General features: G+C 54.8%; 25 protein-coding genes. 8 read left to right on the forward strand and 17 right to left on the reverse strand.

From position 1 onward, the window contains the following. Window positions 1-9 precede the first annotated feature (9 nt). On the forward strand, window positions 10-2,328 hold the full coding sequence (gene yicI / locus ACUY4S_RS00490; protein ID WP_458022997.1) for an alpha-xylosidase: 2,319 nt from the start codon (window positions 10-12) through the stop codon (window positions 2,326-2,328). A gap of 70 nt (window positions 2,329-2,398) precedes the next feature. Here yicI and ACUY4S_RS00495 read toward each other — a convergent pair whose 3' ends face one another. From ACUY4S_RS00495 to gmk, 7 genes are all read right to left on the reverse strand, one after another. Further along, on the reverse strand, window positions 2,399-4,138 hold the full coding sequence (locus tag ACUY4S_RS00495; RefSeq protein ID WP_458022996.1) for an AsmA family protein: 1,740 nt from the start codon (window positions 4,136-4,138) through the stop codon (window positions 2,399-2,401). Window positions 4,139-4,260: 122 nt separating this feature from the next. Then, window positions 4,261-5,646: a uracil-xanthine permease family protein gene (locus ACUY4S_RS00500; protein ID WP_312690188.1), complete on the reverse strand. Its 1,386-nt coding sequence runs from the start codon at window positions 5,644-5,646 to the stop codon at window positions 4,261-4,263. 124 nt (window positions 5,647-5,770) lie between these two features. After that, entirely contained in the window at window positions 5,771-7,852 is a 2,082-nt protein-coding gene (recG, locus tag ACUY4S_RS00505; RefSeq protein ID WP_458022995.1) for an ATP-dependent DNA helicase RecG, read from the reverse strand. A gap of 4 nt (window positions 7,853-7,856) precedes the next feature. Beyond that, entirely contained in the window at window positions 7,857-8,546 is a 690-nt protein-coding gene (trmH, locus tag ACUY4S_RS00510) for a tRNA (guanosine(18)-2'-O)-methyltransferase TrmH (protein WP_312690184.1), read from the reverse strand. A gap of 3 nt (window positions 8,547-8,549) precedes the next feature. Next, entirely contained in the window at window positions 8,550-10,670 is a 2,121-nt protein-coding gene (spoT, locus tag ACUY4S_RS00515) for a bifunctional GTP diphosphokinase/guanosine-3',5'-bis pyrophosphate 3'-pyrophosphohydrolase (RefSeq protein WP_312690182.1), read from the reverse strand. Window positions 10,671-10,689: 19 nt separating this feature from the next. Further along, on the reverse strand, window positions 10,690-10,965 hold the full coding sequence (rpoZ, locus tag ACUY4S_RS00520) for a DNA-directed RNA polymerase subunit omega (RefSeq protein WP_000135058.1): 276 nt from the start codon (window positions 10,963-10,965) through the stop codon (window positions 10,690-10,692). Between the two features lie 54 nt (window positions 10,966-11,019). Beyond that, complete coding sequence (gene gmk, locus ACUY4S_RS00525; protein ID WP_312690180.1) at window positions 11,020-11,643, reverse strand: guanylate kinase; 624 nt, start codon at window positions 11,641-11,643, stop codon at window positions 11,020-11,022. A gap of 255 nt (window positions 11,644-11,898) precedes the next feature. Between gmk and ligB the strand changes: the two genes are divergently transcribed. Next, the gene (gene ligB / locus ACUY4S_RS00530) at window positions 11,899-13,578 is read left to right on the forward strand and encodes an NAD-dependent DNA ligase LigB (protein ID WP_458022994.1); all 1,680 of its coding nucleotides are present in this window, start codon (window positions 11,899-11,901) and stop codon (window positions 13,576-13,578) included. Here the strand turns inward: ligB and ACUY4S_RS00535 are convergent. Together ACUY4S_RS00535 and ACUY4S_RS00540 are read right to left on the reverse strand one after the other, a co-directional pair. After that, window positions 13,572-14,189 carry a trimeric intracellular cation channel family protein gene (locus ACUY4S_RS00535; RefSeq protein ID WP_312690176.1) on the reverse strand — a complete coding sequence of 206 codons (618 nt, stop codon included), beginning with the start codon at window positions 14,187-14,189 and terminating at the stop codon, window positions 13,572-13,574. The genes ligB and ACUY4S_RS00535 overlap by 7 nt on opposite strands. Before the next feature lie 674 nt (window positions 14,190-14,863). Continuing rightward, a complete protein-coding gene (locus ACUY4S_RS00540; protein WP_312690174.1) occupies window positions 14,864-15,727 on the reverse strand; it encodes a YicC/YloC family endoribonuclease in 864 nt (287 codons plus the stop codon). A 122-nt stretch (window positions 15,728-15,849) separates the two neighbouring features. Between ACUY4S_RS00540 and rph the strand changes: the two genes are divergently transcribed. Then, window positions 15,850-16,566 (forward strand): ribonuclease PH, encoded by a 717-nt coding sequence (gene rph / locus ACUY4S_RS00545; protein WP_312690172.1) that lies wholly within the window; start codon window positions 15,850-15,852, stop codon window positions 16,564-16,566. Window positions 16,567-16,629: 63 nt separating this feature from the next. After that, window positions 16,630-17,271: an orotate phosphoribosyltransferase gene (gene pyrE / locus ACUY4S_RS00550; RefSeq protein ID WP_312690170.1), complete on the forward strand. Its 642-nt coding sequence runs from the start codon at window positions 16,630-16,632 to the stop codon at window positions 17,269-17,271. A gap of 32 nt (window positions 17,272-17,303) precedes the next feature. Here pyrE and ACUY4S_RS00555 read toward each other — a convergent pair whose 3' ends face one another. The 4 genes from ACUY4S_RS00555 to coaBC all read right to left on the reverse strand — a co-directional run bounded on the left by ACUY4S_RS00555 (window position 17,304) and on the right by coaBC (window position 20,868). Further along, a complete protein-coding gene (locus tag ACUY4S_RS00555; RefSeq protein WP_458022993.1) occupies window positions 17,304-18,320 on the reverse strand; it encodes an SMP-30/gluconolactonase/LRE family protein in 1,017 nt (338 codons plus the stop codon). Window positions 18,321-18,499: 179 nt separating this feature from the next. Next, entirely contained in the window at window positions 18,500-19,096 is a 597-nt protein-coding gene (slmA, locus tag ACUY4S_RS00560; protein WP_312690166.1) for a nucleoid occlusion factor SlmA, read from the reverse strand. A gap of 124 nt (window positions 19,097-19,220) precedes the next feature. Further along, on the reverse strand, window positions 19,221-19,679 hold the full coding sequence (dut, locus tag ACUY4S_RS00565) for a dUTP diphosphatase (protein ID WP_312690164.1): 459 nt from the start codon (window positions 19,677-19,679) through the stop codon (window positions 19,221-19,223). After that, window positions 19,657-20,868, reverse strand: coding sequence for a bifunctional phosphopantothenoylcysteine decarboxylase/phosphopantothenate--cysteine ligase CoaBC (gene coaBC / locus ACUY4S_RS00570; protein ID WP_312690214.1), 1,212 nt, complete (start codon window positions 20,866-20,868; stop codon window positions 19,657-19,659). Before coaBC ends, dut begins: the two co-directional genes overlap by 23 nt. A 173-nt stretch (window positions 20,869-21,041) precedes the next feature. Between coaBC and radC the strand changes: the two genes are divergently transcribed. From radC to mutM, 4 genes are all read left to right on the forward strand, one after another. Next, window positions 21,042-21,710: a RadC family protein gene (gene radC, locus ACUY4S_RS00575; RefSeq protein ID WP_312690162.1), complete on the forward strand. Its 669-nt coding sequence runs from the start codon at window positions 21,042-21,044 to the stop codon at window positions 21,708-21,710. A 216-nt stretch (window positions 21,711-21,926) separates the two neighbouring features. Further along, window positions 21,927-22,163 (forward strand): 50S ribosomal protein L28, encoded by a 237-nt coding sequence (gene rpmB, locus ACUY4S_RS00580; protein ID WP_002436699.1) that lies wholly within the window; start codon window positions 21,927-21,929, stop codon window positions 22,161-22,163. A 20-nt stretch (window positions 22,164-22,183) separates the two neighbouring features. After that, window positions 22,184-22,351, forward strand: a complete 168-nt coding sequence (rpmG, locus tag ACUY4S_RS00585; RefSeq protein WP_003024094.1) for a 50S ribosomal protein L33 — start codon at window positions 22,184-22,186, stop codon at window positions 22,349-22,351. A 75-nt stretch (window positions 22,352-22,426) separates the two neighbouring features. Continuing rightward, window positions 22,427-23,236, forward strand: a complete 810-nt coding sequence (gene mutM / locus ACUY4S_RS00590) for a bifunctional DNA-formamidopyrimidine glycosylase/DNA-(apurinic or apyrimidinic site) lyase (RefSeq protein WP_458022992.1) — start codon at window positions 22,427-22,429, stop codon at window positions 23,234-23,236. Window positions 23,237-23,287: 51 nt separating this feature from the next. Here the strand turns inward: mutM and coaD are convergent, their stop codons facing one another. The 4 genes from coaD to ACUY4S_RS00610 form a co-directional block, all read right to left on the reverse strand. Next, entirely contained in the window at window positions 23,288-23,767 is a 480-nt protein-coding gene (gene coaD / locus ACUY4S_RS00595; RefSeq protein WP_458022991.1) for a pantetheine-phosphate adenylyltransferase, read from the reverse strand. Between the two features lie 3 nt (window positions 23,768-23,770). Further along, the gene (locus tag ACUY4S_RS00600) at window positions 23,771-24,541 is read right to left on the reverse strand and encodes a glycosyltransferase family 2 protein (RefSeq protein WP_312690156.1); all 771 of its coding nucleotides are present in this window, start codon (window positions 24,539-24,541) and stop codon (window positions 23,771-23,773) included. After that, window positions 24,541-25,815, reverse strand: coding sequence for a lipid IV(A) 3-deoxy-D-manno-octulosonic acid transferase (waaA, locus tag ACUY4S_RS00605; protein ID WP_312690155.1), 1,275 nt, complete (start codon window positions 25,813-25,815; stop codon window positions 24,541-24,543). The genes ACUY4S_RS00600 and waaA overlap by 1 nt, the downstream gene beginning before the upstream one ends. Window positions 25,816-25,882: 67 nt before the next feature. Further along, the gene (locus ACUY4S_RS00610; RefSeq protein ID WP_458022990.1) at window positions 25,883-26,872 is read right to left on the reverse strand and encodes a glycosyltransferase; all 990 of its coding nucleotides are present in this window, start codon (window positions 26,870-26,872) and stop codon (window positions 25,883-25,885) included. Window positions 26,873-26,882 lie beyond the last annotated feature (10 nt).

A 26,882-nucleotide genomic window follows, 5' to 3' on the forward strand; every position in this document is an offset into this window, starting at 1 on the left:
GAGTCATACATGAAAATCAGTGACGGTAACTGGTTGATACAGCCGGGGCTGACTTTAATCCAGCCCATTCAGGTGTTCGAGGTTGAACAACAGGGCAATGAGATGGTGGTATATGCCGCACCACGCGATGTGCGCGAGCGCACCTGGCAACTGGACACGCCTCTGTTTACATTGCGATTCTTCTCGCCGCAGGAAGGCGTTATTGGTGTGCGCCTTGAGCATTTTCAGGGCGCGATGGATAACGGCCCGCACTTCCCATTGAACCGTTCGCAGAACGTGAAGGTTGAGATACGTAATACCGAGGAGTTTGCCGAACTGCAAAGCGGCGTATTGAGCGTGCGCGTGGGCAAAGGCGAAAACTGGGCGCTTGATTTTCTGCGTAACGGCGTGCGGATTACCGGTAGCCAATTAAAGAACAATGGCTATGTGCAGGATAACCACAGCGGCCGTAATTACGTGTTCGAAAGGCTGGATTTGGGCGTTGGCGAAACGGTTTATGGCCTTGGTGAGCGGTTTACCGCGCTGGTACGTAACGGCCAGATGGTGGAAACCTGGAATCGCGATGGCGGCACGAGCACTGAGCAATCTTACAAGAATATTCCATTCTATCTCACCAACCGGGGCTACGGTGTGCTGGTCAATCACCCGCAAGCGGTGGAGTTTGAAATCGGCTCCGAGAAGGTGTCCAAAGTGCAGTTCAGCGTTGAGGGCGAGTACCTGGAGTACTTTGTGATTGATGGCCCGACGCCCCAGGCTGTGTTGAACCGCTATACGCAATTTACCGGCCGTCCGGCGCTGCCTCCCGCCTGGTCTTTTGGCCTGTGGCTGACCACCTCGTTTACCACCGATTACGACGAAGCGACGGTGAACCGTTTTATCGATGGTATGGCAGAACGCCAGTTGCCGCTGCACGTGTTTCATTTCGACTGCTTCTGGATGAAGGCCTTTCAGTGGTGCGATTTTGAGTGGGACCCGGTGACGTTCCCCGATCCGCAAGGAATGATCGCGCGGCTGAAAGCACGCGGTCTGAAAGTCTGCGTCTGGATAAACCCCTATATCGGTCAGAAATCTCCGGTATTTCAGCAAGTAAAAGAGAAAGGCTACCTGTTAAAACGCGCTGATGGTTCGCTGTGGCAATGGGATAAGTGGCAGCCGGGGCTGGCGATTTACGACTTCACCAACCCGGAAGCCTGCCAGTGGTACGCCGATAAACTCAAAGGCCTGATGGCGATGGGGGTCGACTGTTTCAAGACCGACTTTGGCGAGCGCATACCGACCGATGTGGTATGGCATAACGGCGCGTGTCCGCAGAAGATGCACAACCACTATGCCTACATCTATAACGAACTGGTGTGGAAAGTGATGAAAGAAATAGTCGGCGAGCAGGATGCGGTGTTGTTTGCCCGTTCGGCCTCCGTTGGCGCGCAACAGTTCCCGGTGCACTGGGGCGGCGACTGCTACGCTAATTACGAATCGATGGCGGAAAGCCTGCGCGGTGGGCTCTCGATTGGTCTGTCTGGTTTTGGTTTCTGGAGTCACGATATCGGCGGGTTCGAAAATACCGCGCCTGCTCATGTTTATAAACGCTGGTGCGCGTTCGGTTTGCTTTCCAGCCATAGCCGGCTGCATGGCAGCAAATCTTACCGCGTGCCGTGGGCTTACGACGAAGAGTCCTGTGATGTGGTGCGTCACTTCACGCAACTGAAATGCCGCCTGATGCCGTACCTTTACCGCCAGGCCGTTGTGGCGCACGAGCGCGGCACACCGATGATGCGCGCCATGATGCTTTCCTTCCCGGACGATCCTGCCTGTGATTACCTCGACCGCCAGTACATGCTGGGCGATGCGCTGCTGGTGGCGCCAGTGTTTAGCGAGGCGGGTGACGTGCAGTTTTATCTGCCGGAAGGGCGCTGGACGCATCTGTGGCATAACGATGTACTGAAGGGTAGCCGTTGGCATAAACAGTGCCATGACGTGCTGAGTCTGCCGGTCTATGTGCGCGACAACACACTCCTGGCGATGGGCAATAACGATCAGCGCCCGGATTACGCCTGGCACGAAGGCACTGCCTTCCAGTTATTTGCGCTGGATGAAGGGCGTGAAGCGCTGTGCGAAGTTACAGACGCTAACGGTGTGGTGATTTTTTGGCTGCGGGCGAGACGTGAAAACGGCGTGATTCGCGTTCAAGCTGAAGGTGAAAGCCGTAACTGGACGCTGTGTCTGCGCAATATTACACAGATAACCGGAGTGCAAGGGGCTACGCAGTCTGGAAGCGAACTGGGAGTGGTGATCATGCCGCAGGAAAGTAAGATTCAGATTACGCTGTGACCCTCCCCGCCCTGTTCTCCTCCCTGTGAGGCGAGAGGGCAGGGCGGGCGTGGGTTTCATCGCTCTTCTTTCAGGGGGAAGGTTGAGGCGAAGATGATTGCGTAGGATCTGCCGGAGGAGGTGCAACTAAGCTACCGGAGACGACACCTGCGTGCATACTATGTTTTATTTGCTGTTTTTGCGCGTTAATGACCTGCAGCTCACCGTTTACCGTTGGTTTCAGCGGCGTGTTTGCGCTGACATTGCCGCTGGCTGTCAGTTGCAGATTGCCATCACCGTTAATCGGCAGTGCTGGCCAGCCCCACTCTTGCAGAATATTGACCGGTACACCGCGGCCATTCAGACTGATGCGAACAGTGCGTTCCGGTGTTTGCGATGCGACGGCGGTGGCTTCCAGCAAACCCTGGCCGGTAAAGGCGCTCAGTTCGGTAATATTGACTGAACTGCTGTTGGCGTTAAGGGCCAACGACGGGCGGCGTACATCGACGCGATTAAACGTCCCGGCGGCGGCGTTCAGCTTCATGGTGCCACCCCAGACGCCCCACTGGCGATCGCGAGCCAGTTGCAGGTTATCACCGTAGCCATCCAGCGCGGTCAGTTGCCAGGGGAACGCGGGATCAATATCAATCACCAGGTTACGGCTGGCGCTGAATTTCTTTAGCATCACACTGTTGAGCCATGTCGGTAGTTCATCCATCCACAACTGTTTCCAGTTTTCCGGCAACGTATATTCCAGCCCGGCGAAGACGGCATCGTCCAGCACCAGGGCATGGCCCGCACGGTACCAGTTGCCGGAAGTGCGCACCATGCCATTTTCCCAGCGAGAGGTGAACTGCTGTAACGCAATCTCTTGCGGGGAAAACGTGGCATTGAGGATCGGATCGAACAGATGCAGCGAGCCGTAAATGAATTCGGACGCATTCATCGACAGCCTGCCATCTTCACTTTTCCAGTCGCCGCCTGCCAGCGTGAGGTTGCGCAAATTGAGGTCAAGATCGGTGACAGCCCATCCTGGTCCCTGCAGGCGCGCATCGGTAACATCGACGCGGCCAATCTGCAATGACGGCAATGTCAGCAGAGGGCGAAAGAAATCGAGCAGGGATTTGTCACTCTGCAGGCGGATATCGTTCAGACGCAGGTTATTCACCACCCAACTGCCGTCGGCATTGCGTTGCGCGTCGCCCGTCAACGAACCGCGGGCCATATCCGCGCCGATGGTGGTTAGCGTAACCACATCTTTATTAATACTGCCCTGAATTAATACATTACTGGCGGGAACACCGTTTAACGTCAGCGAACCGGCACTCATCTGGATCTGCGCTTTACTGCCGAGCACATTGCCAGCGACCGGCTGCCAGGGCGCGACGCCGCCTGTCACCCGTTGCGCACTGAGATCCCAGCCCGTGGCCGGGCTGTTAAAGGCCATATTACTGAGCTGCAGGCGATCAGCCTGGAAAGGTAGCGGCGCGGCGGCGGCAGAAAGGTTCAGGGTGCCGTCCTGGAGCAGGATGGCATCGGCATGCAGTGGATCAGTGAGCTGGCGGCTGCTGAGGCCGATGTCGACACGTTTCGCAACCAGTGTCGCCGGCTGACCTTTACGACCAAAATTAACACTTTTAAGCAGCACGTGAGAGGGGGAAGAGAAGCGGTGGTCCATCGCTTCAAAGGTCAGGTGATAGTCGCTGTTTTCATTGACCCATTGACTGACCTGCGTCGCGCCCCAGCGGGTTTGTAGCAAAAAATAAGCGGCCACAATCGCCACCAGCAGGAGGGTAACGACGACAAGGAGCAGCTTTCCAATAAATTTCATGATCTTCCATCCCCCAAGTGTCAGTCAGGCAGTTTTGCATGATTTATGCGCAATGCTCAAGGGCGGAATGATGAATGGAGGTAACGGCGGCAACGGGGAGATCCCCCGTTGCCGTGGAGAAATCAGTTTTTCTCTGCAGGAAAAATCAGATTCAGCACAATCGCGGTGATGCCACCTGCGGCAATACCGGAGGAGAGCAGGTTTTTCAGCCAGTCCGGCGCGAACTGCAGGATCTGTGGCTGTTGAGAGACGCCAAGGCCAACGGCCAGCGACAGCGCAATAATCATGATCGCGCGGCGGTTTAGCGGCTCTCGGGAGACAATACGTACGCCAGAGGCGGCAATCGTGCCGAACATCACCAGTGTCGCACCACCCAGTACCGGCTCAGGCAACTGCTGAACAAAAGCGCTGACCGCCGGGAACAGGCCAAGCACTATCAGCATCAGCGCCACGAAAAAACCGATATAGCGGCTGGCGACGCCAGTCAACTGGATCACCCCGTTGTTCTGACCAAAGCAGGAATTCGGGAAGGTGTTAAACACTGCTGAAACAAATGAGTTGAGGCCGTTTGCCAGTACGCCGCCTTTCAGACGCTTCATATAGAGCGGGCCGGCAACGGGTTGCTCAGAGACATCCGACGTGGCCGTGATGTCACCAATGGTTTCCAGCGAGGTGATCATAAACACCAGCATCAGAGGCAGCAGCAGGCTCCAGTCAATGCTCAGGCCGTAATAGAGCGGCGTCGGCACCATAAATTTATCCGCCGGGGCGGTATAGTCTGGCAGCATTCCCATCATCATTGCCAGTACATAACCCGCCGCCATAGCGATCACCAGCGATGCAATGCGCAGGTAAGGGTTACGCTGGCGGTTAAGCAGAATAATGATCGCCAGCACTACGCCTGCCAGCAGCAGATTTTTCGGCGCGCCGAAGGTGTGGTTGCCCATCGCGGCAAAGCCACCGCCCACTGAGGTCAGGCCGACCTGAATCAGCGACAAACCAATAATCATCACCACTACGCCGGAAACCAGCGGCGTAATAATACGGCGCGCCAGCGGCAGAATGCGGGAAATGATCATCTCAGTGCAACTGGCCAGCATCAGGGTACCAAACAGCGCTGCCATCATGGTTGGCACATCCGCGCCGCCGGTTTTCAGCGCGGTACCGCCCATAATCAGCGGTGCTACAAAGTTAAAACTGGTGCCCTGAATCGACAGCAGACCGGAGCCAACCGGCCCCCAGGCTTTGATCTGAATGATGGATGCGACGCCGGAGGCGAACAGCGACATGCTGATAATGTGCTGAGTGTCCTGAGCCGGTAACCCCAGCGCCTGGCAGATAAGCAGTGCGGGCGTGATAACGCCGACAAACATCGCCAGCAGGTGCTGCAAGGCGGCAAACAGGGTCTGCGGCAGCGGCGGGCGGTCTTCCAGACGGTAGATCAGTTCGCTGGGTTGAGTCTGCGCAACCGGTTGCGCACTTTCGGACTCGATGGTGTTAACGGACATCTCAAGCAATCCCCTGATGGAAAAGCGGTGATTTTATCGGACTGTTTGGTAAAAGCAAACGGTTGCTATGTTAAAAACATACTTTTCTAAAAGGGGTGGTTTTTACGGGATTCGGTTCTAAAAATCAGGCGTTCGAGTAACGTTCTGTTTCCGGCATCCAGCGGTCGATCAGGGCTTCAGCCAGCTGAGGATAGCGCTCATGAATGTGTCGTGCGGTGCGCTGGACTTCCGGGATCATGGCCTGGTCACGCAGCAGATCGGCGACTTTGAATTCCGCATTGCCGGTCTGCCGGGTGCCGAGCAGTTCACCGGGGCCGCGAATCTCCAGATCTTTTTGCGCAATGACAAAACCATCATTGCTGTCGCGCAGGACCTGTAGGCGCTTCTGTGCGGTTTTCGATAAGGGAGATTTATACAGCAGCACACAATGTGAGGCCACGGCACCGCGACCGACGCGTCCACGCAGCTGGTGGAGTTGCGCAAGACCGAGACGTTCCGGGTTCTCTATAATCATCAGGCTGGAGTTCGGTACATCTACGCCCACTTCAATTACCGTTGTGGCGACCAGTAAATGTAACTCGCCCTGCTTGAACGCCTGCATCACTGACTGTTTTTCTGCTGGCTTCATGCGCCCATGAACCAGCCCGACGTTCAGTTCAGGCAGAGCCAGTTTCAGTTCTTCCCAGGTGGCTTCCGCAGCCTGCGCTTCCAGCAGATCTGACTCTTCAATCAGTGTACAGACCCAGTACGCCTGGCGACCTTCGTCGGTGCAGGCATTGCGCACACGATCGATGATGTCGTTACGGCGGGTATCCGGAATGGCGACAGTAGTGACCGGTGTGCGTCCCGGTGGCAATTCGTCAATGACTGAGGTGTCCAGGTCAGCATAAGCGGTCATTGCCAGCGTGCGTGGAATGGGCGTGGCGGTCATGATCAACTGATGCGGGTGAAAGCCCTGCTGTTGACCCTTCTCCCACAGCGCCAGACGCTGATGCACACCAAAACGGTGTTGTTCATCGATGATCACCAGCGCAAGGCCGTTAAACTGCACTTGTTCCTGGAAAATGGCATGTGTACCGACGATCATCTGTACCTGGCCGCTGGCAATCGCCTCCTGCTGCGCCAGCCTGGCTTTGCCTTTCTGTTTGCCCGCCAGCCAGCCCACTTCTACGCCGAGTGGCGCAAACCAGGTGCGAAAATTATTGGCGTGCTGCTCTGCGAGCAGTTCGGTCGGCGCCATCATCGCAACTTGTTTGCCATTTGCGATGGCTCGTAAAGCCGCGAGGGCGGCAACCAGCGTTTTACCCGAGCCAACGTCGCCCTGCACGAGGCGCATCATGGGCATATCCAGCGCCATATCACGCTCAATCTCCGCCACAACGCGTTCCTGTGCGCCGGTCGGTTTAAACGGCAGGGAGGCGAGCAAGCGCTGCTTAAGTTCATCTTTAGCCGCGAGCGGTTGCGCATGATAACGCTGTGCTCCGGCGCGCAATGCCAGCATGCTGAGGTTATGCGCCAGTAGCTCTTCAAGAATTAAACGCTTTTGCGCCGGATGTTGACCGCTCTCCAGATCGCTGAGCTGCATGGTTGGCGGTGGGCGATGAAGTGTGCGCAGGGCGTCTGGCAGGCTCATCATGCCTTGTGCCAGCTCCGGCGGCAGTAGCTCGCTGATAGCGCAGGTCGCCAGCAAATCCAGCGCCTGTTCAGTCAGTTTACGTAGCGTCGCCTGCTTCACGCCTTCGGTCGTCGGGTAAACCGGCGTCAGCGTTTCCTGTAAATCCGGCATACTGAGATCGCCCTGAATACGGTACTCAGGGTGGATCATCTCTGCGCCATACTTTCCGCGTTTTGCCTCACCGTAGGCCAGTACGCGGCGACCCGTCGCAAGGCTATTTTTCATTGCCGCGTTGAAGTTAAAAAAGCGCATGGTGAGAATGCCGGAGCCGTCGCTGATCTGGCAGGTCATCATTCGGCGACCGCCGAAGGTAATGTTACAGTTCAGCACTTCGCCTTCCACCGTGGCATAAACGCCCGGCAGCAGGTCGGCAATGGGGTAAAGGTGCGTGCGATCTTCGTAGCGCAGTGGCAGGTGAAGCAGGAGATCCTGAACGGTATGCAGGCCGATTTTTGCCAGCTTATTGCTCTGCGCCGCGCCGACGCCGGTCAGCGTATTGAGCGGGATAGCGTCGAGCAGGCGGCCTTTCATACGGTTAGCCTGCCGCCTGCATGGTGGCCCACCATGTCGGATCGGCTTCGATTTCACCCTCAGCATTCACATGAGGGTAAGCCAGACCTTTGCGTTTCGCGACTCTCGCCAGTACAGGATAGCCGCCTTCGAACAGCAAGCGTTGTTGCTCTGCGTCTGGCAGCATGCTGTTTTCACGCTGGTACATGCCCGCGTTTTGCCGCTGGCGCTGCGCTTCATAGAGGATCAATGCGGAAGCAACGGAGACGTTTAGTGACTGCACCATGCCGATCATCGGAATGATAATGTCCTGATCCGCCAGATCCAACGCTTGCTGAGTGATCCCCGTTTTTTCCTGGCCCATCAGGATGCAGGTTGGACGGGTATAATCGATCTCGCGAAAATCGACGGCTTTGGCAGACAGATTGGTTGCAAGGATCTGCATACCCTGAGATTTCAGCACGTTTACGGCGTCGCCAATGGTGCGGTGGGTTTTGACTTCCACCCAACTGTTGCTGCCTGCGGCTGATGACGCCATGGTTCGCATGCGATTACCTGGCCAGACGGCATGAACTTCATGCACGCCGACAGCGTCCGCGGTACGGATAATCGCAGAGACGTTATGAGGTTTGTGCACCTGCTCCATACAGACGGTCAGGTCAGGCTGACGCCTGGCGAGCATCTCGCGGATACGCGCATAACGCTGAGAATTCATAAATCAGTTTCGGTTACGGGTGACTTTAATCACGTCTGGCATCACACGAATTTTACGCATGATATTCGCCAGGTGAACGCGGTCGCGCGCCGTGAGACGGATGAAAGCGCTGTACACGCGGCCATCTTTCTCTTCCGTATTCAGGCTTTGAATATTGGAAGAGGCGGTATTGATGGCGGCAGTCAGGTTTGCCAGCGCTCCCTGGTGGTTGAACATATCCACCTTGATCTCGGTAATAAATTCCTGCGCGGTCTCTTTATCCCACTCCACGGCCATAAACTTCTCGGCTTCTTTCTGATAGCCACGAATGTTACGGCAGGATTCATGGTGGATAACCAACCCTTTACCTGGGCTTACATGAGCGACAATCGGATCACCTGGGATCGGTCGGCAGCATTTGGCGAAGGTGATAAGCACGCCGTCTGCGCCTTTAATCGGCAAATGACCGCTGCTGCCGTTGCTGGCCGGCGCTTGCGCAGCAGACACCGCTTCGCCTTGTTGCAGGTTTTTGGCGACGACGACGCTCATGGCGTTGCCCAAGCCGATTTCCGCTAACAGATCGTCCAGCGCGGCCAGTTTCATACGGTCCAGTTCGCGCTGAATATGTTCCTGCGGGATCTCCGCCAGTTTACGGCTACCGCCCAGCGCATGGTTCAGCAGACGACGGCCAAGACTGACCGAGTCATCTCGCTTGAGATTTTTCAGCATCTGGCGGATCTTGGCGCGGGCTTTCGAGCTGACCACAAAGTTCAGCCAGGCGGCATTCGGGCGGGCGCCCGGTGCAGTGATAATTTCTACTGTCTGGCCACTGGAGAGTGACTGCGACAGGGGGTAAGGCTGGCGGTCGACGCGCGCGCCAACACAGGCATGGCCGATATCGGTGTGCACCGCGTAGGCGAAATCCACCGGCGTCGCGCCCGCAGGCAGTTCAACAATACGGCCTTCCGGGGTGAAAACATAAATCTCATCGGGGAAGAGATCAGATTTAACGCTCTCGATAAATTCGAATGAACTTCCGGCGCTCTGCTGCAATTCCAGCAAACTTTGCATCCAGCGCTGCGCACGGATTTGCGCCGTGGTACTGCTTTCACCGTGCTCTTTATACGCCCAGTGTGCGGCAACCCCCATCTCTGCCATTTGATCCATATCTTCAGTACGGATCTGCACCTCAACCGGCACGCCGTGCGGGCCAATCATTGAGGTGTGCAGGGACTGATAGCCGTTAGCCTTGGGAATGGCGATGTAGTCTTTAACGCGACCTGGACGCGGCTTATACAAGCTGTGCATCTGGCCGAGGACGCGGTAGCAGGTATCCAGATCGTGGACAATGACGCGGAAGGCGTAGATATCCATGATGGAGTGAAATCGCTGCTCTTTCAGCACCATCTTGCAGTAGATGGAGTAAAGGTGTTTCTCACGCCCGCTTACCCGGCAAGGAATGCCCGCTTCCTGTAAACGTCCTTCGATTTCTGAGAGGATTTTCTGAATCATCTCTTTGCGGTTGCCGCGTGCGGCTTTAACCACTTCTTTAATCACGCGGAAACGGTTCGGGTACAACGCTTCAAAGCCAAGCTCTTCCAGCTCGGTTTTGATGTGATGAATACCTAAACGGTGCGCCAGCGGACTGTAGATTTCGAGAGTTTCGCGGGCAATACGACGACGTTTGTCCGGGCGAAGTGAGCCCAGCGTGCGCATATTGTGGGTGCGGTCGGCAAGTTTAATCAGAATGACGCGGATGTCTTGCACCATCGCCATGATCATCTTGCGGAAGTTTTCAGCCTGCGCTTCTTTCTTATCCTGAAACTTGAGCTTATCAAGCTTGGATACCCCTTCCACCAGTTCGGCAACGCTTTTGCCAAACAGCTGCTCCATGTCCTGGTATGTGGCCGGGGTATCTTCAATCACGTCATGCAGAAGCGCGGCCATCAGCGTTTCGTGGTCGAGTTTCATCTCGGCCAGAATGCAAGCCACTGCAACAGGGTGCGTGATGTAGGGTTCACCGCTTGAACGTGTCTGGCCCTCGTGAGCGTCACGTGCAACGAGATACGCCTGCCTGAGACGCTTGATCTGGTCTTCAGGCAGATAGTTTTGAATCAGCTGATTCAGGCTTTCAAACAGATACAAGGGTGACCTGCAGGATTAATTAACGACGACCTTCAGCAATGGCGGTGACGGCCTGCAGTTCTGCGGCTTCCTGCTCTTGCTGCTCCTGGCGCTCACGTACGTCGAGGATCTGGTTGTTGATCAGACCTTCTTCGATTTCACGCAGCGCGATAACGGTGGTTTTATCGTTTTCTTCCGGTACCAGCGGATCTTTACCGCCAACCTGCATCTGACGAGCGCGACGCGCGGCGACCAGTACCAGGTCAAAACGGTTACCAATTTTCTCTACAGCGTCCTGAACAGTTACGCGTGCCATACTTAAAATGCTCCACAGGTGAAGAAATGACTGGGCATCATACTGAAACCAGGTTCAGTCTGCCAATAGTTTGCTGATTAAAGCGTCATGTCGCTGCTTTTGACGGCCCATGCGCAGACGTTCAGCCCGAATAATGGTTTTCAAATCGCCGAGGGCGGTATCGAAATCATCATTCACAATAAGGTAATCATATTCCGCGTAATGGCTCATTTCCGCAACTGCCAGCGCCATACGTTTCGCTATTACCTCTTCGCTGTCCTGGCCGCGCCCGCGCAGGCGACGATCCAGTTCCACTTTAGACGGCGGCAGGATAAAGATACTGCGTGCTTGCGGCATACGTGTGCGAATTTGTTGCGCGCCCTGCCAGTCGATATCAAGAAATACGTCCACGCCGGTAGACAATACCTGTTCGATGGTGGCGCGCGAGGTACCGTAATAATTACCAAATACCTCTGCATGCTCAAGAAACGCGTCTTCGCCGATCATGGATTTAAACTCATCATGATTAACAAAGAAATAGTGTTCACCGTGCACTTCACCAGGACGCGGCGCGCGCGTGGTGTGCGAAACAGAAACCTGTGTGTCGTATAACGGTTGGGTTTTCAGCAAAGCCTGGATGAGGCTTGATTTACCCGCGCCGCTGGGGGCGGAAACAATATATAGCGTGCCTTGAGCCATGAGAGTCTTTTGTATGTGAATTGCGAAAGGAAACTTACATACGTGCCTATTATACACATCAAGGCTATGCGACGTAGCTTTTGTCACACTTTTTCCCCCTGAGGATGGCATTTCGCGTACTGCTTTCCTGATATGTCTGCAAATTTTCATTGCGGCGATGAATTGCCGGAAGTGACCTCGCAATCGCCCCTTTTACCCCTCGAAAAGCTCCCTCAGGCAACGCTATAACGGCTGCGCTAACACAAGGAGAAAGCAATGTGGAGAAGAGCCGTAATAACAGTGTGTCTGTTGCTATGGAGCGCATTTAGCCTGGCGACGTGCCCTGTCTGGTCACCATCACGGGCGCAGGAAGAGGTAAGCCGACTGCAAAAGCAGATTACGCAATGGAATGAGGCGTATTGGTCACAGGGTGCAAGTCGCGTTAGCGACCAGGTTTACGATCAACTCAGCGCAAAGCTGGCGCAGTGGCAACGCTGTTTTGATCTACAGCCAGCCAGTGCGCAGCCCACGCTGCCTCGCGGCAATGTGAAACATCCTGTGGCGCATACCGGGGTGCGGAAACTGGCCGATAAGCAGGCATTGCAGCAGTGGATGACGGGGAAGCAGGATCTTTGGGCGCAGCCAAAGGTGGACGGCGTCGCGGTAACACTTATCTATCGTCAGGGCAGGCTTTTTAAAGCAATCAGCCGCGGAGATGGTCTGGCGGGTGAGGACTGGACGGCAAAAGTGAACGCCATCCCTGCGATTCCCAGCCAGGTGAGCGGTGCACTGGCAGACAGTGTTTTACAGGGCGAGCTGTTTCTACGCCGCGTGGGGCATGTGCAGAAAGAGGCCGGTGGGCTGAATGCCCGCGCGAAGGTGGCGGGAGCGATGATGAGCCATAAAGACTCTTCTTTACTTCATGAGCTGGGCTTTTTTGTCTGGGCCTGGCCGGATGGCCCTGCATCACTCACGCACAAAGCGGCGTTGCTGACAAAAGCCGGGTTTGAGCTGACGCAGCGTTATAGCGTGGCAGTAGCCAGTGTGCAGGATGTTGAGCGTTTACGCACAGCCTGGTTTACTGCGCCGTTGCCATTTGTCACCGACGGTGTGGTCGTACGAGCAGGGACGGAACCGAACGGAAAAGAGTGGCTGCCTGGCGGCGGGGAGTGGGTAGCGGCCTGGAAATATGATGCGGTTGAGAAGGTTGCGGTGGTCAATGGGGTTGAGTTTGCTGTGGGCCGCACGGGGAAAATCTCCGTCGTCGCACTGCTGGAACCCGTGCAGCTTGATGATAAACGTGTGCAGCGGGTGAATGTCGGTTCCATAAGTCGATGGCAGTTGCTGGATCTTGCACCAGGGGATCAGATTTCCGTCAGCCTTGCCGGACAAGGCATTCCACGTATTAATCATGTCGTGTGGCGCAGTGTGGTGCGGGAAAAACCCATGCCGCCAGAAGCCCGCTTTACCCCGCTGAGCTGCTTTTATGCTTCTCCTGCCTGCCAGGAGCAGTTTATCGCCCGGTTGGTGTGGCTGAGTTCCGCAAGAGGGCTGGGGATTGAAGGGCTGGGAGAGAGTGGATGGCGTGCATTGCATCAGGCTCACCGCTTTGAACACCTTTTTTCCTGGCTGGCGCTAACGAAGGAACAACTGCAGTCGACACCCGGTATCTCACCTGCACGCGGACTACAACTGTGGCATCGTTTTTCGTTAGTGCGGGATCGCCCGTTTATCCGCTGGCTACAGGCATTGGGCGCGCCGTTGCCGCAGTCAGCACTTAAAGCGGCCAGCGATACACACTGGCGTCAAGTGCAGGAGCGGGATGAAGTCGCCTGGCAGCGATTACCGGCTGTTGGCGTTGAAAAGGCCCGGCAAATTATCACCTTTACGCATGCGCCAGCGATCGAACAGCTGGCGACATGGCTTGGAGCGCAAGGGATTGCAGCGTTTCAGTGAGTACTGTGTTGGTAGTGAAATACCGGCAAACCGAGTTTCCAGCGGATGGCCAGCAGTCGAGCCGTGAAACCAAACAACAGCGTGGCAATTACAACGGCATCATGGCTGGAGACAAAATGGCCAAGGCTGATATAGAGCACGGCGGCGGCGAAGGCGATCCCTGCATAGAGCTCTTTTTGGAAAACCAGCGGAATACGTTTACAAAACATATCGCGCAGCACACCGCCAAACACACCGGTCACCACGGCGGCGATAGTTGCAATTACCGGGCCTTCGCCCATATCCAGGGCAACCTGGGCACCAATAATGGAAAATACCACCAGACCGAGTGCATCCAGAACCAAAAACAGGCGGCGCAGGTGCGGCATGACGGGTGCGAACAGGGTGGTAAGCACCGCCGCAACGGCAACGATAATGACGTATTCCGGGTGCTGCACCCAACCAAGCGGGTAATGGCCAAGCAGGATATCCCGTACCGAGCCGCCGCCAAGCGCTGTAGCGGTGGCAATAATAATCACCCCGAACGTGTCCATCCGCCGACGGCCCGCCGCCAGTGCGCCGGTCATTGCTTCGGCCGTGATGCCAATAAGATAAAGAACATGTAACAGCATATCGCCCCCGTGATCAGAGGCCGCAGGGTAGCGATTCGGGTGTGACAGCGCGATTGAGAATTTCTAAGGAAAAACGTTTCGGATAAGATTTTCTAATGGATGTTGAAGGGGATTATGTCTATCTGCTTGACCAAAATGGATTAAGTTCCCTTTTTCAGTCTCAGTTTTTTATGGCCGGATTTGGAAGGTTAATAAAGCTTAAGCGATAATAAATAGAGCGCTTATGGGTCTTTTATCAGTATTAGTCAGCGTTGGATCTGATGATGAATCATCAGCCTCTTACATCCCGATAATGGGGAGTGGAATGACGAGTGAGATTGGCTGTACGTTGTTCGGCACTTAAGTCTCACAATGCGAACGATGGGTATCTATTTTGCGCTCAAACTGCGACCTGAATGCGTTAGACAGTTACCTAAAACATCCCGCCCAGCGCAAAAAATGCTCAACACGGAGCAGGAATAGCGCTGAGCATACACATGTAGTTTGCGAATAAGCCCATCTGATTGCCAGGTATCACTCCTGCTGGTGGTTATGGCCATTCTGCCCCACAGCAAATGAGCAGCGTATAAATTGCGGGATTTTTACCATATCGATGTGTTTTGTCGTAATAGCTCATAATAAAAAAGCCCGCAATGTCGCGGGCTTTCTTGAGTGTTGATGTGCGTTGCTAACAGTTATTCAATGTTCTGGATCTGCTCGCGCATTTGCTCGATCAGCACTTTCAGTTCAATCGCAGAATTGGTCACTTCTGCGTTGATAGACTTGGATGCCAGCGTGTTCGACTCACGGTTGAACTCTTGCATCATAAAGTCGAGGCGGCGGCCGACGGCTTCTTTTTTCTTGAGGATGTTGTAGGTCTCTTTCACATGAGCCTCGAGACGGTCCAACTCTTCAGCCACGTCAATACGCTGCGCCATCAGCACCAGCTCCTGCTCGAGGCGGTTGTTCTCAAGCTGCACCTGCGCTTCTTCCAGCTTGGCCACCAGACGATCGCGCTGCCATTGCAGGATTTCCGGCATATGGGCCCGGACTTTGGTAACTTCATTGCTTACGCCTTCCAGACGCTGTTCAATCAGGCTTTTCAGCGCCTGACCTTCGGTTTCGCGGGCGATGATAAAGTCATCCAGCGCACCATCCAGTGCCGCGAGGAGCTGTGTGGCAATCGCATCCAGATCCTGCTCCTGAGCCGCCATTACGCCAGGCCAGCGCAGAATATCGACCGGGTTGATTTCCCCTTCGTCACTCTGCATTTTTACCCAGTTCGCTGCGTTCACCAGCTGTTTCGCCAGTTTTTCATTCAGGATCAGCTCGCCCTGGGCGCTGGCATCCGGTTCAAAGCGCAGATTGCATTCGACTTTACCGCGGGTCAGGCGGGTACGGAGACGTTCCCGGACGACCGGTTCGAGGCTACGGAATTGCTCCGGCAGGCGGAAGTAGGTTTCCAGATAACGCTGGTTAACCGAGCGCAGTTCCCAGGAGGCAGAGCCCCATTCACCCTTGATTTCACGCCGGGCGTAGGCGGTCATACTGCGGATCATAGACGTTCCCGTTTTTAAAGAGAGATGCGGGGATTATAGCTTTCGTGGCCTTATCAGGATAGGAATAACCACGGTAAGCCAGTATAATGCGCAGCCACATTCGAAAAGCCGGAGAAATCATCATGCGTCCAGCAGGCCGTAGCGCCACTCAGGTGCGCCCAGTCACCCTGACCCGTAATTACACAAAACACGCTGAAGGCTCCGTGCTGGTTGAATTTGGTGATACCAAAGTGCTGTGCACCGCCTCCATTGAAGAGGGCGTGCCGCGTTTTCTGAAAGGCCAGGGCCAGGGCTGGATCACCGCCGAATATGGTATGTTGCCGCGTTCCACGCATACCCGAAACGCCCGCGAAGCGGCGAAAGGGAAGCAGGGTGGTCGCACTATGGAAATCCAGCGTCTGATTGCGCGCGCTCTGCGCGCTGCGGTTGATCTGAACGCGCTGGGTGAATTCACCATCACCCTCGACTGCGATGTTATTCAGGCTGATGGCGGTACCCGTACCGCGTCTATTACTGGTGCTTGTGTGGCACTGGCCGATGCACTGAATAAACTGGTTGCTGCCGGTAAGCTGAAAACCAACCCGATGAAAGGTATGGTGGCGGCGGTCTCTGTAGGCATCGTGAATGGCGAGGCGGTTTGCGATCTTGAGTATGTTGAAGACTCTGCCGCCGAAACCGATATGAACGTGGTGATGACAGAAGATGGCCGTATGATTGAAGTGCAGGGTACGGCGGAAGGCGAGCCGTTCTCCCATGAAGAGCTACTTACCCTGCTGGCGCTGGCCAGAGGGGGGATCGAATCGATTATTGCGACGCAGAAAGCGGCGCTGGCGAACTAGTTACTAAGGGCGACGATGTCGCCCTTTTTTTTGTCTGTAAAAAGTGAGATGAGGAGCGGATCCATGAAAGCGTATCAGCGTCAGTTTATTGAATTTGCGCTTAACAAACAGGTATTGAAGTTTGGCGAATTTACGCTGAAATCCGGGCGTAAAAGCCCCTATTTCTTCAACGCCGGGCTGTTTAATACCGGGCGTGATCTGGCGCTGTTAGGGCGTTTTTATGCCGAGGCGCTGGTGGATTCCGGCATTGATTTTGACCTGCTGTTTGGCCCGGCTTACAAGGGCATTCCTATTGCGACGACCACGGCGGTCGCGCTGGCGGAACATCACGAGCGTGATGTGCCTTACTGTTTTAACCGTAAAGAAGCCAAAGATCATGGTGAAGGCGGTAACCTGGTCGGGAGCGCGTTGCAGGGCCGCGTGATGCTGGTGGATGATGTGATCACCGCCGGAACTGCCATTCGCGAGTCGATGGAGATTATTCAGGCTAACGGCGCGACGCTGGCCGGTGTGTTGATTTCTCTGGATCGCCAGGAACGGGGCCGTGCCGATATTTCTGCTATTCAGGAAGTGGAGCGCGACTACGGTTGCCAGGTGATTTCTATCATCACGCTGAAAGACCTGATTGCTTACCTGGAAGAGAAACCCGAAATGGCCGATCATCTGGCGTCTGTTCGTGCTTATCGCGAGCAATATGGCGTTTGAGGAAGCGCCCGGCAAACGTTGCCGGGCCAGTTTTACAGCAGTTTTGCGCCTTGCGTGTTTACATACAGTGAGTAGACCGAGGTGCTGGCTGCCATGAACAGACGATTACGCTGCTCGCCGCCGAAGCAGAGATTGGCGCAGCGTTCCGGCAGATGGATCATACCAATCGCTTTGCCTTGCGGGTTGAAAATCCGCACACCGTCCAGTTCGTCGGTACCCATGCCCCAGCCGCACCACAAGTTACCCTGCACATCGATGGCGATACCGTCGGCGGTTCCGTTGCCACAATCAATATGCACCCGCTTATTCTGTAACTGATTGCCCACAATATCCCATGCCAGGATGAGACGGTTTGGTGTGGCGCGACTTTCCACCACATACAACGTTTTTTCATCAGCGGAGAAACAAATCCCGTTCGGGCCGCGAACGTCTCCCAGCATCACTTCCAGCTTGCGTGTCTCCGGATCGAGGCGATAGACATTCTGCGGCAGTTGCGGCGTGGCTTTATGACCTTCATAGAATCCGGCGATGCCGAACGGCGGATCGGTGAACCAGATTGAGCCATCCGACTTTACGGCGATATCGTTAGGTGAATTGAGCGGCTTGCCTTCGAAACTGTCCGCCAGCACTGTAATAGTGCCGTCGTATTCGGTACGTGTAATGCGACGGGTATCATGTTCGCAACTGATTAACCTGCCTTGCCTGTCACGAGCATGACCGTTGGCATTATTCGAGGGCTTACGAAAAACACGGGTTGTCCCCGTTGTTTCATCCCAGCACATGACCGCGTTATTCGGAATATCGCTCCACAGCAGCATGCGGGTGTCGCCAAACCAGACCGGGCCTTCCGCCCAGCGGCAGCCCGTCGCGATTTGCTCAACTTTGGCACTGGCAACCATGTAGTCACGGAAGCTGTCATCCAGCGCGACAATGCTGGGATCAGGGTAACGTGCAGAGGGTGCCCACGCGGCGATGCTTTTTTGACTGAGTAATAACGACGCGGTGGCGATGCCGCTCAGCTTTAGCAGTTCCCGACGAGATGTTGCCATCCGGTCTCTCCTTGTTTGTAGGGGATTTATAAGATGATTTGGCTTAGGTGGAAAGATACTGCCTGAGGGAGACTAGAAAATGTTGGGCGTGGCGACATCTGGCATCTCAACGAATTCCGTTGGGCATTTTCACAGAGTGCGCAGAAATGAGAATGCAGCCACAAAGGGCTGCATGGGGATCATTGCAATTGGGCGGCCAGCAACGGCCAGCGGGTTTCGAAATCTTCGGTCGGGCTGTATTTAAATTCGCTGCGTACAAAGCGTGACAGCATACCTTCGCAAAACGCCAGTAGCTGGCTCGCCAGCAGGGTTTCGTCGTGTGTGTAGCCTTCACCTTCACGCATTTTCCGCTCGCGCAGAACCTGTCGCAGCTGCGCTTCAATGCGTTCAAACAACTGGTTAATACGCCCCTGGAGACGATCCTGTTCGAACATCAGCGCGTGCCCGGTCATAATGCGCGTCAGGCCTGGGTTACGCTCGCCAAAACCGAGGATCAGCAGCACAATCAGACGCAGGCGCGCAGTGGTGTCTTTCTCATCTTTTAATATCAGGTTAATGCGGGTAATCAGACTATCTTCGATAAACTCAATCAGGCTATCGAACATGCGCGTTTTGCTGGGAAAATGACGGTACAGCGCGGCTTCAGAAACGCCGACAGATGCCGCCAGTTTCGCTGTGGTAATGCGTTGGCTTCCATCACTGGATTCCAGCATTAGCGCCAGAGACTGAAGTATTTCTTCGCGACGATTCCTTTTCGCGGTTTGTTTTTCTGCCATGTTCTAAAATACCCCTGAAAATAAGCACTCGTCAGGCGAGCAGCCACACAGCGACCGCAAACGATATGCGTTTGCGGTGATGTTATCGCGTTATTTCGTTGTGTGATGCGTTAAAAAAGGGCCATTACTGGCGGCCAGAATGGCCGAAGCCGCCTTCACCGCGTTCAGTCGCGTCAAAGTCTTCCACCAGGTTAAATTCCGCCTGCACAACCGGTACAAACACCATCTGCGCGATGCGTTCGCCTGGCACGATAGTAAAGCTGTCGTGCCCGCGGTTCCAGACAGAAACCATCAACTGCCCCTGGTAATCCGAATCAATCAGCCCGACCAGGTTACCCAGCACCACGCCATGTTTGTGCCCCAGCCCGGAACGGGGCAGGATCACCGCTGCCAGCTCAGGGTCGGCAATATGAATGGCCAGGCCGGTAGGCAGTAAGGTGGTGGCGCCAGGTGCCAGCTCTACGGCGTCGTCAAGACAGGCGCGCAGGTCAAGTCCGGCAGAACCGGAGGTGGCGTATGTCGGCAGCGGAAATTGATTGCCAACGCGCGGGTCCAGAATCTTAACGTCGATTTTTTTCATCATAACGGGTAACGATCTCGTCCAGTAATAAGTGTCCCAGAAGTTCCTTGCGCTCCAGCGGTAAGCGTTTATCGCCATCCTGCCAGAAAAGGTGTAATGCGTTGCTGTCGCTATTAAAGCCTTGATTGTCCTGCGAAACGTCATTGGCGCAAATCAGATCAAGGTTTTTGCGGGTACGTTTTTGCCGGGCATATTCTTCCACATTATTTGTTTCGGCGGCAAACCCAACAACGTAAGGGCGGTGGGTGGTCAGCGCGGCAACGCCTGCGACGATATCCGGATTCTTAACCATTTTTATCGTGATTTCATCGCCTTGCTTTTTGATTTTCTCTTCAGCGATGCTGGCGGCGCGGTAATCTGCAACGGCGGCGCAGCCGATAAAAATCTGCTGCCCTTGTATACCCTGCTGTACGGCGGCTTCCATCTCCAGCGCGGTGGTCACATCCACACGTTGAACACCTGTAGGGGTGGGCAATGAAACCGGGCCCGCTACCAGCGTCACCTTCGCGCCACGATTGGCGGCAGCGGCGGCAATGGCAAAGCCCATCTTACCGGAACTGAGATTGGTGATATACCGCACCGGATCCAGCGGCTCGCGAGTGGGACCGGCGGTAATCATGATGTTCAGATGTTGCAGATCGTTGACAGGGGAAAAATGCGTTGCTGCCATATCAACAATGGCCAGCGGATCCAGCATACGACCGGGGCCAATATCGCCACATGCCTGGCTACCGCTGTCCGGCCCCCATAACAACAGACCACGTGAGGCAAGCACCTGCAAATTATGCTGGGTAGCCGCGGCGCGATACATCTGCTGGTTCATGGCCGGGACCACTGCAACCGGTGAGGGCGTCGCCAGGCAGATGGTGGACACCAAATCGTTAGCCATGCCAGCAGCGACGCGGGCGATGAGATCGGCGGTAGCGGGCGCGAGAATCACCAGATCCGCCCATTTACCCAGTTCAATATGCCCCATTGCCGCTTCTGCGGCGGGATCAAGCAGACTGTCAGACACCGGATAACCGGAGACGGCCTGCAGGCTCATCGGCGTAATAAAGGCTTTAGCGGCCTCGGTCATCGCGACACGTACTTCCGCGCCACGTTCACGCAAACGGCGCACCAGTTCCGGTGCTTTATAAGCCGCAATGCCGCCACTGACGCCGAGGACGATTTTTTTACCCGCCAGACTCATCATGATTCTTTCCTGTTGGATTTCACCAGAAGCTGGGCATTTTATCACAATCCTGATGTTGTCGTGCTTTTGCCCGCGAACCACTTTGCGAGGTACTACGCAGAGATGGAAATCGTTCATCGAAGGTGGGAGGCACCTTATGGCAGCATGGACGTGAGAGAAGGAGGAATGACATGGATATCGTTTTTACCCCGCAGAAGCCGCGTGAAAAAATGCTTAAATATGGTATTGAGTCACTGACGGATGTTGAGCTATTAGCCCTGTTTTTACGTACCGGTACTCAGGGAAAGTGCGTACTCACCGTCGCAAGGGAGATGCTAAAACGCTTTGGGTCGTTATATGCGTTGCTCTCTTCCGACCTTGATGATTTTAAAGATGTGCACGGTATTGGCGTGGCGAAGTATGCGCAACTGCGAGGCATCGGCGAACTGGCGCGTCGCTATTACAATGCGCGGCTGTTGGAAGAGAGCTCGTTACTTAGCCCGGAGATGACGAAGGAGTTTTTACAAAGTCAGCTGATGGGGGAGGAGCGCGAGATCTTTATGGTGATCTTTCTGGATAACCAGAATCGGGTGCTCAAACATAGCCGGTTATTCAGCGGAACAATCAACAATGTTGAGGTGCACCCGCGTGAAATTGTCCGTGAAGCGTTAAAAGTGAATGCGGCGGGCGTGATCCTCGCGCATAATCACCCCTCTGGTAATGCTGAGCCGAGCAAAGCGGACAGGCAGATCACCGAAAGAGTGGTAAAATGCTGTCAGTTCATGGGCATCCGGGTGATTGACCATCTGGTAATCGGTCGTGGAGAGTCTGTTTCTTTTGCAGAACGTGGGTGGATTTAGACCACTTTGCGCGATCCTTAGGGATCTTTGTCTGTTCGGGACTTGAGCACACCGCCGACTCAGCGTATACTACGCCACCTTTGAGAATCTCGGGTTTGGCATTTGGGCCTGGCAATCGAGAGTTCACATTGAACTGCGATGACCGGGCTGTAAAGCCTGACGAGGCGCCGATACCCCATACGAAGCTCGAGCTAATTTGATTTTTGGAGAATAGACATGTCCCGAGTCTGCCAAGTTACTGGCAAGCGTCCGGTGACCGGTAACAACCGTTCCCACGCACTGAACGCGACTAAACGCCGTTTCCTGCCGAACCTGCACTCTCACCGTTTCTGGGTTGAGAGCGAAAAGCGTTTTGTCACCCTGCGTGTATCTGCTAAAGGTATGCGTGTTATTGATAAGAAAGGCATCGATACAGTTCTGTCTGAACTGCGTGCCCGTGGCGAAAAGTACTAAGTACTTAAAGGATATAAATCATGGCTAAAGGTATTCGTGAGAAAATCAAGCTGGTTTCTTCCGCTGGTACTGGTCACTTCTACACCACCACGAAGAACAAACGTACTAAGCCGGAAAAACTGGAACTGAAAAAATTCGATCCAGTTGTCCGTCAGCACGTGCTGTACAAAGAAGCTAAAATCAAATAATTTTAGTTTTCTTGAACAAAAACCCCGCAATGTCGGGGTTTTTGCATTTCTGCTAACCCATAAGCCGGAGATGAGATGCCTGAATTACCCGAAGTCGAAACCAGCCGCCGTGGTATTGAACCGCACCTGGTGGGCGAAACCATTCTTCATGCAGTGGTGCGCAACGGGCGATTACGCTGGCCGGTTTCAGAAGAGATCCACAGCCTGAGCGATAAACCGGTGCTCAGTGTGCAGCGCCGCGCCAAATACCTCCTGCTGGAGCTGCCGGACGGTTGGATCATTATCCATCTTGGTATGTCCGGCAGTCTGCGCATACTGCCTTACGAGCTACCGGCGGAAAAACACGATCATGTTGACCTGATAATGAGTAACGGCAAAGTGCTGCGTTACACCGATCCGCGCCGCTTTGGCGCATGGCTGTGGACCAAAGAGCTGGAAGGGCACAATGTGTTGGCGCACCTCGGCCCGGAGCCGCTGAGCGAAGAGTTTAACGCCGATTACTTTCAGCAGAAATGCGCAAAGAAAAAAACCGCGATCAAACCCTGGCTGATGGATAACAAGCTGGTGGTAGGCGTGGGTAACATTTATGCCAGCGAATCACTGTTCGCTGCCGGGATCCATCCCGATCGGCTGGCCTCCTCTCTCTCCCGGCAAGAGTGTGAATTACTGGTGCGGGTAATCAAAGCGGTACTGCTGCGATCCATCGAGCAGGGTGGAACCACGCTGAAGGACTTTTTGCAAAGCGACGGGAAACCGGGCTATTTTGCGCAGGAATTACAAGTCTACGGGCGGGAAGGTGAACCTTGTCGCGTTTGCGCAACGCCAATTATGGCCGCGAAACACGCGCAGCGTTCGACGTTTTACTGCCGTCGCTGCCAGAAATAACAACTGTCTCCGTGCCTGATGATAAAACGCCTGTCAGGCCGGATAGCGTGGTTATTTCAGCTTTTCCAGCAGCGCCTGGTGCACATTTTGCGGCAGGAAATGGGTGACATCGCCCTGATGGCGCGCCACTTCTTTTACCAGCGTTGAAGAGATAAACGACCACTCTTTCGACGGCATTAAAAATACGCTTTCCAGTTCAGGCATCAAGTGGCGATTCATATGCGCCAGCTGCATTTCATATTCAAAATCAGCCACTGCCCGCAGACCGCGGATCAGGATATTGGCCTGCTGCACCCGGGCAAAGTTCGCCATCAAATCACTAAAGCCCACTACCGTAACGTTGGCAATGTGCGCCGTCGATGCCTGTGCCAGCGCCACGCGCTCCTGCAGGTCAAACATCGGTTTTTTACTTGGGCTGGCGGCAATGGCCAGCACCACCTCGTCAAACATGGTGGCGGCGCGGGTAACGATATCAATATGCCCGTTAGTGATCGGATCAAAGGTGCCGGGATAAATCGCTTTTGTGCTCATCGCTTATTCTTTCTCTGAATAACCGTGGTTCAGCGCCCACAGCTCGGTGTATTTATTGAAAGTATACTGCGCGTTAACCACCGCCAGCAGCCAGCCCTGTTTACCGTCGAGCACACCACCGCGCAGCAACAAGGTTTTGCAAAAGGCGCCCAAAGTATGGGCGAAAATGCCGGGCAGTGAGGTTTTTTTGCCACGTTGGTGGCGCTCCTGCGCCCACGCCGTTGCGTAGTTAAGCTGCTTGCGCTGGAAGCTGGCGAAATCACGACAGGTCAGGTGCAGTAAATCCCCGGACAGGGCAATCACCTGTGCTTTTGGTGCTTCCAGTGATTCATGCACCTTGTTGTCGTTGTACTGATAACGCTCGCGTTCATACAGGCGTGTCACACGATCGGGATACCAGCCGCTGTGGCGCATAAAGCGACCAAGAAAATAGTTACGCCGGGCAATACTGTAAACGGCGCCCGGTTGCGGCGCATCAAGCGCTGCGCGAAGCGACTGCGCCAGCTCCGGCGTGACGCGTTCGTCAGTATCAATCATCAGGATATAATCGCCGCTGGCGTAGCGCTGAGCACGCTGGCGCTGAACACCATAGCCTGACCAGGCTGTGTCGGTGAAGACTTTTGCGCCAGCACGGGCGGCAACGTCAGCGGTGTCATCGTCGCTACCGGAGTCCAGTACCACGATCTCATCGGCCCAGGCGACGGACGCCAGGCAATCAGGCAGCAAATCCGCCGCGTTTTTGGCGATCATCACCACCGACAGGCGTCTGGACATTAATGGCTCCGCTGAGGCAAATACGGTTGCAGAAGCTGCAGCAGACGTGCCAGCGCACCCTGGTTCTGGTGCAGGACTTCAACCGCATGACGCCCGTACCACAGGCGATAATCTTCGTCGGTCAGCAAGGTCGCGACTTCTTTAACCAGTGAGTCGGCATCGGTAACGGTAATCAGCCCTTCCGCTTCTTGCAGACGCGAGCAGATATCTTTGAAATTAAAGGTGTGCGGCCCCATCAGCACCGGGATGGCATGCGCCGCCGGTTCCAGCGGGTTATGACCACCGCGCTCTACCAGGCTGCCGCCCACGAAGGCCAAATCGGCAATGCCATACAGCAGCATCAGCTCACCCATGGTATCGCCAATCACCACCTGGGTACTGGAAGACGGAATTTCGCCTGAACTGCGCAGGGTGTAACTAAACCCAGCTTTCTGCGTCATGTTGCGCGCATCGGGGAACCGTTCCGGATGGCGGGGAACCAGGATCAGCAACAGGTCGGGGAAGTTTTCCAGCAGCTTACGATGCGCCTGCAGGATAATGGCTTCTTCGCCTTCGTGCGTGCTGGTGGCAATCCACACCTGGCGTCGCGGCGCCCACTGGCGACGCAGCGTAACAGCACGCGCGGCAAGCTCCGGCGTGACTGAGATATCGAATTTCAGGCTGCCCGTTACGGCCAGTTGATTGCGCTTCAGGCCCAGTTGCAGGAAACGGTCGCCATCTTCCTGGTTTTGTGCGGCAATCAGCGTAATTTTACCCAGCAGACGACGCATAAATTTGCCCAGCTTGCCGTAACCTTTCGCCGAGCGTTCTGACAGGCGAGCGTTGGCGATAACCAGCGGGATCTTGCGGGCGCTGAGCGCAGAAATCATATTCGGCCACAGTTCGGTTTCCATCACGATCACCAACTTAGGGCGAACGCTGTTAAAGAAACGGTTCATGGCGCAGGGCAGATCATACGGAAGATAGACGTGATGAACGTCTTTGCCAAAGGCCGACATGACGCGCTCTGAACCGGTGGGCGTCATGGTAGTCACTGTGATGGGCAGTGAAGGGTAACGATGGCGCAACGCGCGCACCAGCGGGATTGCTGCCAGCGTTTCGCCCACGGATACGGAATGCAACAGAATACCGTCCGGCTTCACTTTGTCATGGCAAAAGCCATAACGTTCGGCCCAGCGTTTGCGGTAAGCAGGGGCTTTGCGGCTGCGAAGTAATAACCGCAGCCACACCAGAGGCTGAATGATGTAGAGCAGGGTGGTATACAACAATTCCAAGCGACTATCCGTTTTTTTAAGATTCGGCGGGCAAATTCTAAGCATTTAGCCTGCGTAAAGCTATCTCTTATGCCAGATACCTTTTCAGACGGAAGTAGCGGCGGCCCAGGCGCCAGCGTAAACGCAGCGTTTTTGCGTTTTTCCAGATCAGCGCCCAGACACCGGTGTCGAAAAACTCCCGGATTATCAAGGCCTTCTTCTGCTCATCCTGCATGTTGTCAAATGTGTGGATGATTCCCAACCCCTCTTTGGCGATTTGCCAGTAACAAGCGGGAATCTGCTTCGCTTCGTCGGAATAGCGCTGATTAATCGCATCCAGCATCTGCAATATTTTCATGTAATGACGTGCGGAGCGGATCAGCGTGTCGTCATTGTCCGGCATATGAGAAACCGATGCCGAGTGGATGTAATAATCGTAAAAACGTTCACTGGTGTACTGCACCCGTTCAGCGGCAAGCAGCACTTCCGTGGTCCACGGAATATCCTGATGACGCAAGCCGGGCTCGAAACGGAAACCGTGCTGCTTTATAAAGTCGTGGCGATAGATATTCAGCCAGGTCACGTGCAGAAACTTGCGTGAATCCAGCGCCTTTTTCAGCCAGTCCGGGCCACGCATGACACCTGTTGATTGCAGGGCCTCAGGTGGAAAGATAGGACGTGTCGGCTTTTTATCATTTTCCCAGACGTAGTTACCGTTGCAGGTTGCCACATCCAGATCGCCATCCTGCGCCATATCCAGCAGACGCTGGAACATACCCGGCTTAAAGACGTCGTCAATGTCGGGGAAGGAGAGATACTGGCCCGTGGCGACGGCAAGCCCGGTATTACGTGCGATGGAGACGCCCTGATTCGCCTGTTCAATCACCTGCAATTGCGGTAACTGTGAGCGCCATTTTTCAACGATCGCCATTGAACCGTCGGTGGAACCATCGTTAACGATGATCACTTCCATACTTTCAATGCGTTGGTTAACAAGGCAGGTGAAAAACTGATCCAGGAAGGCTTCACCGTTATAGACGGCAACGACCACGCTTAATAATGGCGCTGAATTTTGCATAAAAAACCTG

Source organism: Kosakonia beeri (assembly GCF_054165705.1).

What these genes read in the sequence shown, in the direction of transcription:
- yicI (WP_458022997.1), top strand. Translation starts at nt 10, where the DNA reads ATGAAAATCAGTGACGGTAACTGGTTGATACAGCCGGGGCTGACTTTA.
- ACUY4S_RS00495 (WP_458022996.1), bottom strand. Translation starts at nt 4,138, where the DNA reads ATGAAATTTATTGGAAAGCTGCTCCTTGTCGTCGTTACCCTCCTGCTG.
- ACUY4S_RS00500 (WP_312690188.1), bottom strand. Translation starts at nt 5,646, where the DNA reads ATGTCCGTTAACACCATCGAGTCCGAAAGTGCGCAACCGGTTGCGCAG.
- recG (WP_458022995.1), bottom strand. Translation starts at nt 7,852, where the DNA reads ATGAAAGGCCGCCTGCTCGACGCTATCCCGCTCAATACGCTGACCGGC.
- trmH (WP_312690184.1), bottom strand. Translation starts at nt 8,546, where the DNA reads ATGAATTCTCAGCGTTATGCGCGTATCCGCGAGATGCTCGCCAGGCGT.
- rpoZ (WP_000135058.1), bottom strand. Translation starts at nt 10,965, where the DNA reads ATGGCACGCGTAACTGTTCAGGACGCTGTAGAGAAAATTGGTAACCGT.
- gmk (WP_312690180.1), bottom strand. Translation starts at nt 11,643, where the DNA reads ATGGCTCAAGGCACGCTATATATTGTTTCCGCCCCCAGCGGCGCGGGT.
- ligB (WP_458022994.1), top strand. Translation starts at nt 11,899, where the DNA reads ATGTGGAGAAGAGCCGTAATAACAGTGTGTCTGTTGCTATGGAGCGCA.
- ACUY4S_RS00535 (WP_312690176.1), bottom strand. Translation starts at nt 14,189, where the DNA reads ATGCTGTTACATGTTCTTTATCTTATTGGCATCACGGCCGAAGCAATG.
- ACUY4S_RS00540 (WP_312690174.1), bottom strand. Translation starts at nt 15,727, where the DNA reads ATGATCCGCAGTATGACCGCCTACGCCCGGCGTGAAATCAAGGGTGAA.
- rph (WP_312690172.1), top strand. Translation starts at nt 15,850, where the DNA reads ATGCGTCCAGCAGGCCGTAGCGCCACTCAGGTGCGCCCAGTCACCCTG.
- pyrE (WP_312690170.1), top strand. Translation starts at nt 16,630, where the DNA reads ATGAAAGCGTATCAGCGTCAGTTTATTGAATTTGCGCTTAACAAACAG.
- ACUY4S_RS00555 (WP_458022993.1), bottom strand. Translation starts at nt 18,320, where the DNA reads ATGGCAACATCTCGTCGGGAACTGCTAAAGCTGAGCGGCATCGCCACC.
- slmA (WP_312690166.1), bottom strand. Translation starts at nt 19,096, where the DNA reads ATGGCAGAAAAACAAACCGCGAAAAGGAATCGTCGCGAAGAAATACTT.
- dut (WP_312690164.1), bottom strand. Translation starts at nt 19,679, where the DNA reads ATGATGAAAAAAATCGACGTTAAGATTCTGGACCCGCGCGTTGGCAAT.
- coaBC (WP_312690214.1), bottom strand. Translation starts at nt 20,868, where the DNA reads ATGAGTCTGGCGGGTAAAAAAATCGTCCTCGGCGTCAGTGGCGGCATT.
- radC (WP_312690162.1), top strand. Translation starts at nt 21,042, where the DNA reads ATGGATATCGTTTTTACCCCGCAGAAGCCGCGTGAAAAAATGCTTAAA.
- rpmB (WP_002436699.1), top strand. Translation starts at nt 21,927, where the DNA reads ATGTCCCGAGTCTGCCAAGTTACTGGCAAGCGTCCGGTGACCGGTAAC.
- rpmG (WP_003024094.1), top strand. Translation starts at nt 22,184, where the DNA reads ATGGCTAAAGGTATTCGTGAGAAAATCAAGCTGGTTTCTTCCGCTGGT.
- mutM (WP_458022992.1), top strand. Translation starts at nt 22,427, where the DNA reads ATGCCTGAATTACCCGAAGTCGAAACCAGCCGCCGTGGTATTGAACCG.
- coaD (WP_458022991.1), bottom strand. Translation starts at nt 23,767, where the DNA reads ATGAGCACAAAAGCGATTTATCCCGGCACCTTTGATCCGATCACTAAC.
- ACUY4S_RS00600 (WP_312690156.1), bottom strand. Translation starts at nt 24,541, where the DNA reads ATGTCCAGACGCCTGTCGGTGGTGATGATCGCCAAAAACGCGGCGGAT.
- ACUY4S_RS00610 (WP_458022990.1), bottom strand. Translation starts at nt 26,872, where the DNA reads ATGCAAAATTCAGCGCCATTATTAAGCGTGGTCGTTGCCGTCTATAAC.